Raw genomic sequence first — 8,076 nt, forward strand, 5'->3', positions numbered from 1 at the left:
CCCGATTCGGATCAGCACCGGATCGATGTCGGGAAAAGCCAGTGCGGCCTGGGTCAGCAGCGCGGTGTCCATGAATGCGTTCCCCGGTTCGCCCGCGATCGCTCGCGCCTTGTGCGCGGCGGCGGGCGACCATAGGTAAATGGCAATAATGGAGATGGAACGATGACGACAGGCCCAAACAGGATTTTCGACGATTTCGCCAAGCTGATGACCGATGCGGCCGGCGCGGCGCAGGGCATGCGGCGCGAGGCCGAAACCATGTTCCAGGCGCAGGCCGAAAAGTTCCTCGCTTCGATGGATGTCGTCCAGCGCGAGGAGTTCGAGGCGATGAAGGAGGCCGCGCTGAAGGCCGCCGCCACCGCCGAACGGCTTTCCGCCCGTGTCGACGAACTCGAAGCGCGGATCGCCGGGCTCGAAGGCAAAAAGGCTCCCAAAACATCCGATACAGGCCGCAAATGACGGTTTTGCAAAGGATTTTTTCCACAGGAACGAACCGAGTCCGCCTTGCGCGAAAAGCCTTTGTCGAGAGTCGCTTACCGCGGTTGCGAATCTGTGGGCAAAACCGGCCTTCCACATCTGTTTGGTCGTGACCGCCTCGCCGGGGCTTTCCCTTAGGTCACTCATCAATACACTGAAATTATTGAGTGATTCGTGACGGTGCTGCGGCGGCGTCGCGGCCGGCCTCGCCGGCCGAAGCCTTGGATGTGTTGATGACCCTTCTTGAACTGGACCAAGACAGGCTGGCCCACCCGGTCGACGTGATCGAGCATGTGGCGCATGTGCGCGACTGGAACTTCGAGCGCACGGGCGACGACGAGATCGCGGTCGCCTTCGCCGGCAACTGGACCAATTATCATATCTCCTATGCCTGGATGCCGGATTTCGAATCGCTGCATTTCGCCTGCGCGTTCGACGTGGCCGTCCAGAAGCCCCGCATCGGCGAATTGACGCGGCTCCTGTCGCTGATCAACGAGCAGCTTCTGATCGGCCATTTCGATTTCTGGGAGCAGGAGGGGGCGGTGATGTTCCGCCATTCGCTGATCCTGGCCGGTGGCGCCGAGCCGACCGAGGCGCAGGTCGAGGTGATGCTGTCGAGCGCGATCGAAACCTGCGAGTGCTACTTCCAGGCTTTCCAGTCCGTCGTCTGGTCCGGGGTCAGCGCGCGCGATGCGCTCGACCACGCCATGTTCGAGACGGTCGGGGAGGCTTGAGGGTGGCCGGCGGGGACGCGTTCATCTCCTTTGACGACTTCCTCAAGGTCGATATCCGCACCGGCACGATCATCGAGGCCGAGCCGTTTCCCGAGGCGCGCAAGCCGGCGGTCAGGATGATGATCGACTTCGGCCCCCAGATCGGCATCAAGAAGAGTTCGGCGCAGATCACGGTGCACTACGCGCCCGAAGACCTCATCGGCCGGCAGGTGATGGCGGTGGTCAATTTTCCGCCGCGCCAGATCGGGCCGATCCGGTCCGAGGTGCTGACGCTGGGCTTTGAGGACGCCCATGGCGCCATCGTGCTCGCCGCCGTCGACAAGCCGGTGGCGAACGGGCAGCGGCTGATGTAGCGCTAGCGCTCCACTCCGTCTTGAACCGCAAGGGGAAAGCCCGATGCCGCTCAAGCGGGCTTTGCGCCGGGCGCTTCGGTCAGCATTTGAGGAAGGTTTTCTCGATGACCACGTGACCGGCGATCGAAACCGTGACGCGCACGCCCGTCGGAATGCCCCATGTCGTGCAGATATGGATGCATGCCTGCGCCGCCGTGCCGTCCGGGAAGACACTGGGGATGGGAAGGCAATATTTGCCGATCCCAAGCGGCAGTTCGAGGCAGATCTTGCCGTCCTCGACCGTCACAGCGATGCACCCGCCCGAGATGCTCAAATGGCCGTCGTCGGCCGGGTCGAGCGATCGGGCGCGTTCGGCCAGAACGTCCGCGCTGTGCACCTGCCGCGCCGCTTCGAGTGCGGCGCCAATCTTGTCGTCGTCGAAGGTGTAATGTGTCGCCATGACATTTGTCCTTTCGTTGAATCCTGAAAATATGAAGCTTCATTATTGCATTTAATTCTCGATTAATGAAGTATTAATATTAATTAATTTTCAAATAAGTACTTACTGCAACTTACATCAACCTGCGGTTTATTACAGATTTATCCCTGCTTCCTTCAACGCTTCGCCGTTCAGACCGCGTTCAGGTCGGACGGTTTAGCGATAGGCGGACGGCGGGTTCCGCATCGTCCTGCCCAGATCCTGCCCGAGGAGACGCATCATGAAGCTTCTTTGCACCTGCATCGGCGCGCTGGCCGTTGCCGCGACGGCGTTGACCGCGCTGCCCGTGACCGCCCAGGCCGGCGGCCGCAACGGTGCCTGGCCCGGCTGGAGCGCTCACCCGTGCGGCCATGACGGGCCGTGCGGTCATGGCCGGGGCGCCCATGTCCATGGCCATCACGGGCGCGGCAAGCATGGCAATCGGGTTCACCGCCGGGGCAATGGCGATGCGGCCGCCTTGATCCTGGGGCTGGCCGGCCTGGCCATTGTCGGCGGCGCGATCGCCAGCCAGAACCGGACGCTGCCGCACACGGCCGATCCGACTTATCGCGGCGGCGGCCATTACCCGCCGGCGCCGGACGCGCCGGGCGTGATCACCTATGAGAGTACGCTCGAACCCTGGTCGCCGGGCTGGTTTCGCTGGTGCGATGCCCGCTACAGGTCATTCGACCCCGAGCGCGGCACCTATCGCGGTTATGACGGGCGCGACCATTTCTGCGTTCCCAGGTAGGGCCTGGTCCGTGGGGGGCGGTCAGAGCCGGCCGGCGAGGAAGGGGTTGGTCATCCGCTCCTCGCCGAGCCGGCCGCCCGGCCCGTGCCCGCAGATGAAGCCGAAATCGTCGCCCAGCGGCATCAGCTTGTCCCGGATCGAGGCGATCAGCGCGTCGTGATCGCCGCCCGGCAGGTCGGTCCGCCCGATCGATCCCGAAAACAGGACGTCGCCGACATGGGCGAACCGCGCCTTGCGGTTGACGAACACGACATGGCCCGGCGCGTGGCCGGGGCAGTGCAGAACCTCGAAGGCGTGGCCGTCCAGGGCGAGCGTCTCGCCCTCGTCCAACCAGCGGTCGGGCGTGACGTTGCGCGCCGGCTTTGACAGGCCGAACATGCGCGCCTGATCCTCAAGGGCGCCCAGCAGCGGCGCATCGTCCCGGTGCGGGCCGACGATCTCGACCTCCAGCCGCTCCTTCAGATCCATCGCGCCGCCGGCATGGTCGATATGGCCGTGGGTGAGCCAGATCCGTTCGACGGTCAGGCCGTGGCCCTCGGCCGCCTCCACGATGCGCTCGACATCGCCGCCCGGATCGACGATGACGGCGCGCTTGCTGTCGTTGTCGAACAGGAGCGTGCAGTTCTGCTGGAACTGCGTGACGGGGACGATGATCGCCTGAAGCGCGCCGGCCATGACGGGACTAAGGGGTCATTCGGCGGCGATCGAGGCGGCCGGAGGGCGCACGGCCCGTGCGTAATCGTCCATCAGCGCCGTCGTGATCTCGCCGACCGAGAAACGGTGGGCCCCGATCTCGGACACCGGCGTCACCTCGGCGGCGGTGCCGGTCAGGAAGCATTGCTCGAAGCCGTCGAGCTCTTCGGGCATGATGATCCGTTCGTTCACCGTCAGCCCGCGCGCCCTGGCAAGGTCGATGACGGTGCGGCGCGTGATCCCGTCCAGGAAGCAGTCCGGCACCGGCGTGTGCAGCGCGCCGTCCCTGACAAAGAAGATGTTGGCGCCGGTCGCCTCGGCGACGCGGCCGCGCCAGTCGAGCATCAGCGCATCGGCATAACCGTTGGCCTCGGCCTCGTGCTTGGACAGGGTGCAGATCATGTAAAGGCCCGCGGCCTTCGATTTCCAGGGCGCGGTCTGTGGGTCCGGCCGGCGGTAGCGCGCCATGTCGAGCCGGATGCCCCTGCGCCTTTCGGCCGGGTCGAAATAGCTCGGCCATTCCCACACGGCGATGGCCAGGTTGATCGCGTTGTGCTGCGCCGAAACGCCCATCATTTCAGAGCCGCGCCATGCGATCGGGCGCACATAGGCGTCCCCAAAGCCCTGACGCGCCAGCGTTTCCTTGCACGCCGCGTCGATCTCGGCGACCGACCAGGGAATTTCGAAGCCCATAAGCCGCCCTGATTCGACGAGCCGCTCGGTATGCTCGGTCAGCTTGAAGATCACCCCGCCATAGGCGCGTTCGCCCTCGAACACCGAGCTTGCATAATGCAGGCCGTGCGTGAGCACATGCACCTTGGCATCGGCCCAGGGCACGAACGACCCGTTCAGCCAGATTTCACCGTCGAGCCGGTCGAAGGGCTTTTGCGCCATGGCCGTTTCCCCGCCGCGCGACCCGCGCCCGCGTTCGCGCAGCGGGCGGGACCGTTGTTGTGGATGTTGTGCGCGTCCTGGCCGGACGCGGGCCTGCACTCTTTACAGAGCGGGTGAAAATATGTCAATAAGGCTGACATATTTCGCGGAACAGGTCCGCCCGATGGCCGAACCAAACGGCAGCGCCGACACCGAAACGCTGATCGAACTTTTGTTCTTTGCCTATCGCGACTTCATTTCCGACGCGGACGCGATCCTGGCCGAACTCGATTTCGGCCGCGCCCACCATCGCGTCATGCACTTCGTCGACCGCAAGCCCGGGCTGACGGTGGCCGAACTGCTGGCGTTTCTCGGCATCACCAAGCAGAGCTTGTCGCGCGTGCTCAAGCAACTCATCGACGGCGGGTTCGTGCGCCAGGACACCGGCCATGGCGACCGGCGGCGCCGTCAACTGCACCTGACCGGAAAGGGCCAGGCGCTGATCGCGCGCCTGCGCGAGCCACAGTCTCGCCGCATCGACACGGCATTGACCGAATCCGGCCAGAGCCACGATGCCATGGCCAGGTTCCTGAAGGCCATGGCCGGCGATCAGGCCCGCGCGCAGATCAGGGCGCTCAAGTGACCGGCGCCGGCAGCGATGGAGGCGAGCGATGACCGCGCCGCATACGACCGCCACGCAGCTTGTCGGCGCGGTGACGCCGGGCGACCGGGCACCGCACATCCTGATCGTCGATGACGATACGCGCATCCGCGAACTGCTGACCCGCTACCTGTTGCAGAACGGCTACCGGGTGACGGCGGCCGAAAGCGCGGCCGACGCGCGGCGCAAGATGGAGGGCCTGGCCTTCGACCTGCTGGTGCTCGACATCATGATGCCCGGCGAAAACGGCGTCTCGCTCGCGCGGGCGCTACGCGCCGGCGAGAGCGACGTGCCGATCCTGATGCTGACCGCCCGCAGCGAGACCGAGCAGCGCATCGAGGGGTTGGACGCGGGGGCGGACGACTATCTGGGCAAGCCGTTCGATCCGCGCGAACTGCTCTTGCGCATCGGCAACATCGTGCGCCGCCGCGCGCCCGAGGACGTCAGCCTGGTCGAGCAGATCGTGTTCGGCCCGTTCATCTTCGTCATCGCCAAGCGCGAACTGAAGCGCAATGGCGAGGTGGTCAGGCTGACCGACCGCGAGCGCGACATATTGGTGCGGTTCGCCCGCAATCCGGGCGAGACGATCGCCCGCCACGCGCTGGCGGACGGCGACGCCGAGATCGGCGAGCGCACGATCGATGTGCAGATCAACCGCCTGCGGCGGAAACTGGAGGCCGATCCGGCCAATCCGCGTTATCTTCAAACCGTGCGCGGAATGGGTTACCGTCTGTCGATCGAGTGACGATGGCGTACCCGCCGGTCCGCTCTGCGGCGCGGCGGCAGGGCAAGATGACACTGGCACACCATGACGGCGCCAAGCCGGCCTCTCCGCCCCGGCGCAGTCTGCGCCGGCGCACGGCGCGCGCGCTGCGCTTTGTCTGGCTGAGATGGCGGCAATGGGCCTTGTCGGCCACGCTGCGCATGCCGCGCGGGCTCTATGCGCGTTCGTTGATCATCATCATCGCGCCGATGGTGCTGCTGCAATCGGTGATCGCCTTCGTGTTCATGGAGCGGCACTGGCAGACCGTCACCCAGCGCCTGTCGACGGCGGTGACGCGCGACATCGCCGCGGTCATCGACGTCATCGAGACCTATCCGCAGGATGACGGCTACACCGAGGTCGTGCGCATCGCGCGCGAGCGGCTCGCGCTGAACATCGCCATCCTGCCGCCGGACCCGCTGCCGGCGCCCGCGCCCAAGCCTTTCTTTTCCATCCTCGACCAGATCCTGTCCGAGGAGATCACGCGGCAGATCGGCCGGCCCTTCTGGATCGACACGGTCGGCGATTCCAACCTGGTCGAAATCCGCGTCCGGCTCGATGACAAGGTGCTGCGCGTCTTCGCCCGGCGCAGCCAGGCCTATGCGTCCAACACCCATATCTTCCTTTTGTGGATGGTCGGCACCTCGCTGGTGCTGCTGTTCATCGCCATCTTGTTCCTGCGCAACCAGATCCGGCCGATCCAGAAACTCGCCGAGGCGGCCGAGGGCTTCGGCAAGGGCCACGCCCTGCCCGAGGAGTTCCGGCCGCGCGGGGCGATCGAGGTGCGCCAGGCCTCGCTCGCCTTCATCCAGATGCGCGAGCGCATCGAAAAGCAGATCGAGCAGCGCACCGAGATGCTGGCGGGCGTCAGCCACGATCTGCGCACCATCCTGACCCGCTTCAAGCTGCAACTGGCCATGAGCGAGCCCTCGCCCGAGATCGTGGCGATGGAAAAGGACATGGACGACATGCAGTCGATGCTCGAAGGCTATCTCGATTTCGCGCGCGGCGATGTCGAGGAGGAGACCGGCGTGCTGGATTTGAAGGCCGCGCTCGCCGCGATCGTCGACCAGGGCAGGCTGCATGGCCGCACGGTCGAGGTCAGCGTGCTCGGCCGTTCCGACATCGTGGTGCGGCCCGTCGCCTTCAAACGACTTCTGGGCAATCTGGCCTCGAACGCCTTTCGCCATGCCGAGCGGATCGAACTCGTGGCGCGCGTGGCGCGCGGCCGGCTGACGCTGACCGTGGACGACAATGGCTCGGGCATCGCGCCGAGCGAGCGCGAGCAGGTGTTCCGGCCGTTCTACCGGATCGACGACGCGCGCAATCTCGATTCGAGCGGCACGGGTCTGGGCCTTTCCATCGCCCGCGACATCGCCCGCAAGCATGGCGGCGACATCACGCTCGAAGGCTCGCCGCTGGGCGGCCTGCGGGTGGTGGTGAAGCTGCCGGTGTGAGACGCCGAGGCCGCATGTCGGGCGCCTCTTCTGCCCTACCGCCTCTGCCTTACCGCCTTGGCTTTTCCGTCCGGCCGACGGTCATCTCGTCGAGCCTGTTCTTGCGGAAATAGGATGTTTCGCCCTTCTTGCGCTTGCCGCGCCCCTCCGGTCCCACAGGCTCGCCATGAGGGGCGCCGTGGGCGAGCGGGTCGTCCAGCACCGCAAGCTCGGTCTCGCGCAGGCGCTTGATTTCGTCGCGCAGGCGCGCGGCGGTCTCGAAATCGAGGTCGGCGGCCGCATCGCGCATCTGCTTTTCGAGCGCTTCGAGATGGGCGGCCAGATTGTTGCCGACCAGCGCGCCCTCGTCGGCCGCCGCGCCCCCGGCGCCGGCAATGTCGGCGCGCACATGGTCCTTTTCGTAAACGCTGTCGAGAATGTCGGCGATGTTGGCCTTGACCGATTGCGGCGTGATGCCGTGCGCTTCATTGTAGGCGAGCTGTTTCTCGCGCCGGCGGCCGGTCTCGGCCAGTGCCCGCTGCATCGAGCCGGTCTCGTGGTCGGCATAGAGGATGACCTTGCCGTCCACGTTGCGCGCCGCGCGGCCGATCGTCTGGATCAGCGAGGTTTCCGAGCGCAGGAAGCCCTCCTTGTCGGCGTCCAGGATCGCCACGAAGCCGCATTCGGGAATGTCGAGACCCTCGCGCAAGAGGTTGATTCCCACGAGACAATCAAACGCCCCCAAGCGAAGATCGCGGATGATCTCGATGCGCTCGATCGTGTCGATGTCCGAATGCATGTACCGCACACGAATCCCCTGTTCGTGCAGATATTCGGTCAGGTCCTCGGCCATGCGCTTGGTCAGCACGGTGACCAGC

General features: G+C 65.6%; 10 protein-coding genes and 1 pseudogene. 7 read left to right on the forward strand and 4 right to left on the reverse strand.

The genetic code is table 11. From position 1 onward, the window contains the following. Positions 1-162: 162 nt before the first annotated feature. From AC5E6L_RS12320 to AC5E6L_RS12330, 3 genes are all read left to right on the forward strand, one after another. Positions 163-459, forward strand: a complete 297-nt coding sequence (locus tag AC5E6L_RS12320) for an accessory factor UbiK family protein (protein WP_491229034.1) — start codon at positions 163-165, stop codon at positions 457-459. A gap of 251 nt (positions 460-710) precedes the next feature. Then, the gene (locus tag AC5E6L_RS12325) at positions 711-1,211 is read left to right on the forward strand and encodes a type III secretion system chaperone family protein (protein ID WP_491229035.1); all 501 of its coding nucleotides are present in this window, start codon (positions 711-713) and stop codon (positions 1,209-1,211) included. 2 nt (positions 1,212-1,213) lie between these two features. Then, entirely contained in the window at positions 1,214-1,564 is a 351-nt protein-coding gene (locus AC5E6L_RS12330) for a tRNA-binding protein (RefSeq protein WP_491229036.1), read from the forward strand. A gap of 79 nt (positions 1,565-1,643) precedes the next feature. Here the strand turns inward: AC5E6L_RS12330 and AC5E6L_RS12335 are convergent, their stop codons facing one another. Further along, positions 1,644-2,003, reverse strand: a complete 360-nt coding sequence (locus tag AC5E6L_RS12335; protein ID WP_491229037.1) for a hypothetical protein — start codon at positions 2,001-2,003, stop codon at positions 1,644-1,646. A 259-nt stretch (positions 2,004-2,262) separates the two neighbouring features. Here AC5E6L_RS12335 and AC5E6L_RS12340 point away from each other — a divergent pair, with 259 nt between their 5' ends. Continuing rightward, positions 2,263-2,772, forward strand: coding sequence for a BA14K family protein (locus AC5E6L_RS12340; RefSeq protein WP_491773647.1), 510 nt, complete (start codon positions 2,263-2,265; stop codon positions 2,770-2,772). A 21-nt stretch (positions 2,773-2,793) separates the two neighbouring features. Here AC5E6L_RS12340 and AC5E6L_RS12345 read toward each other — a convergent pair whose 3' ends face one another. Next, positions 2,794-3,447 carry an MBL fold metallo-hydrolase gene (locus AC5E6L_RS12345; RefSeq protein WP_491773649.1) on the reverse strand — a complete coding sequence of 218 codons (654 nt, stop codon included), beginning with the start codon at positions 3,445-3,447 and terminating at the stop codon, positions 2,794-2,796. A 15-nt stretch (positions 3,448-3,462) separates the two neighbouring features. Then, complete coding sequence (locus tag AC5E6L_RS12350; protein ID WP_491773651.1) at positions 3,463-4,359, reverse strand: branched-chain amino acid aminotransferase; 897 nt, start codon at positions 4,357-4,359, stop codon at positions 3,463-3,465. A gap of 163 nt (positions 4,360-4,522) precedes the next feature. On the opposite strand from AC5E6L_RS12350, the gene AC5E6L_RS12355 reads away from it, so the two are divergent. The 3 genes from AC5E6L_RS12355 to AC5E6L_RS12365 all read left to right on the forward strand — a co-directional run bounded on the left by AC5E6L_RS12355 (position 4,523) and on the right by AC5E6L_RS12365 (position 7,219). Further along, a complete protein-coding gene (locus AC5E6L_RS12355; protein WP_491229041.1) occupies positions 4,523-4,981 on the forward strand; it encodes a MarR family winged helix-turn-helix transcriptional regulator in 459 nt (152 codons plus the stop codon). 28 nt (positions 4,982-5,009) lie between these two features. Next, the gene (locus AC5E6L_RS12360) at positions 5,010-5,744 is read left to right on the forward strand and encodes a response regulator (RefSeq protein WP_491773654.1); all 735 of its coding nucleotides are present in this window, start codon (positions 5,010-5,012) and stop codon (positions 5,742-5,744) included. Positions 5,745-5,923: 179 nt separating this feature from the next. Further along, on the forward strand, positions 5,924-7,219 hold the full coding sequence (locus AC5E6L_RS12365; RefSeq protein ID WP_491229045.1) for an ATP-binding protein: 1,296 nt from the start codon (positions 5,924-5,926) through the stop codon (positions 7,217-7,219). Positions 7,220-7,277: 58 nt separating this feature from the next. On the opposite strand, the pseudogene AC5E6L_RS12370 reads toward AC5E6L_RS12365, so the two are convergent. Beyond that, positions 7,278-8,076, reverse strand: a pseudogene (locus AC5E6L_RS12370) (helicase-related protein); the annotation flags it as partial.

Source organism: Roseitalea sp., assembly GCF_984466335.1.

What these genes read in the sequence shown, in the direction of transcription:
- AC5E6L_RS12320 (WP_491229034.1), top strand. Translation starts at nt 163, where the DNA reads ATGACGACAGGCCCAAACAGGATTTTCGACGATTTCGCCAAGCTGATG.
- AC5E6L_RS12325 (WP_491229035.1), top strand. Translation starts at nt 711, where the DNA reads ATGACCCTTCTTGAACTGGACCAAGACAGGCTGGCCCACCCGGTCGAC.
- AC5E6L_RS12335 (WP_491229037.1), bottom strand. Translation starts at nt 2,003, where the DNA reads ATGGCGACACATTACACCTTCGACGACGACAAGATTGGCGCCGCACTC.
- AC5E6L_RS12340 (WP_491773647.1), top strand. Translation starts at nt 2,263, where the DNA reads ATGAAGCTTCTTTGCACCTGCATCGGCGCGCTGGCCGTTGCCGCGACG.
- AC5E6L_RS12345 (WP_491773649.1), bottom strand. Translation starts at nt 3,447, where the DNA reads ATGGCCGGCGCGCTTCAGGCGATCATCGTCCCCGTCACGCAGTTCCAG.
- AC5E6L_RS12350 (WP_491773651.1), bottom strand. Translation starts at nt 4,359, where the DNA reads ATGGCGCAAAAGCCCTTCGACCGGCTCGACGGTGAAATCTGGCTGAAC.
- AC5E6L_RS12355 (WP_491229041.1), top strand. Translation starts at nt 4,523, where the DNA reads ATGGCCGAACCAAACGGCAGCGCCGACACCGAAACGCTGATCGAACTT.
- AC5E6L_RS12360 (WP_491773654.1), top strand. Translation starts at nt 5,010, where the DNA reads ATGACCGCGCCGCATACGACCGCCACGCAGCTTGTCGGCGCGGTGACG.
- AC5E6L_RS12365 (WP_491229045.1), top strand. Translation starts at nt 5,924, where the DNA reads ATGCCGCGCGGGCTCTATGCGCGTTCGTTGATCATCATCATCGCGCCG.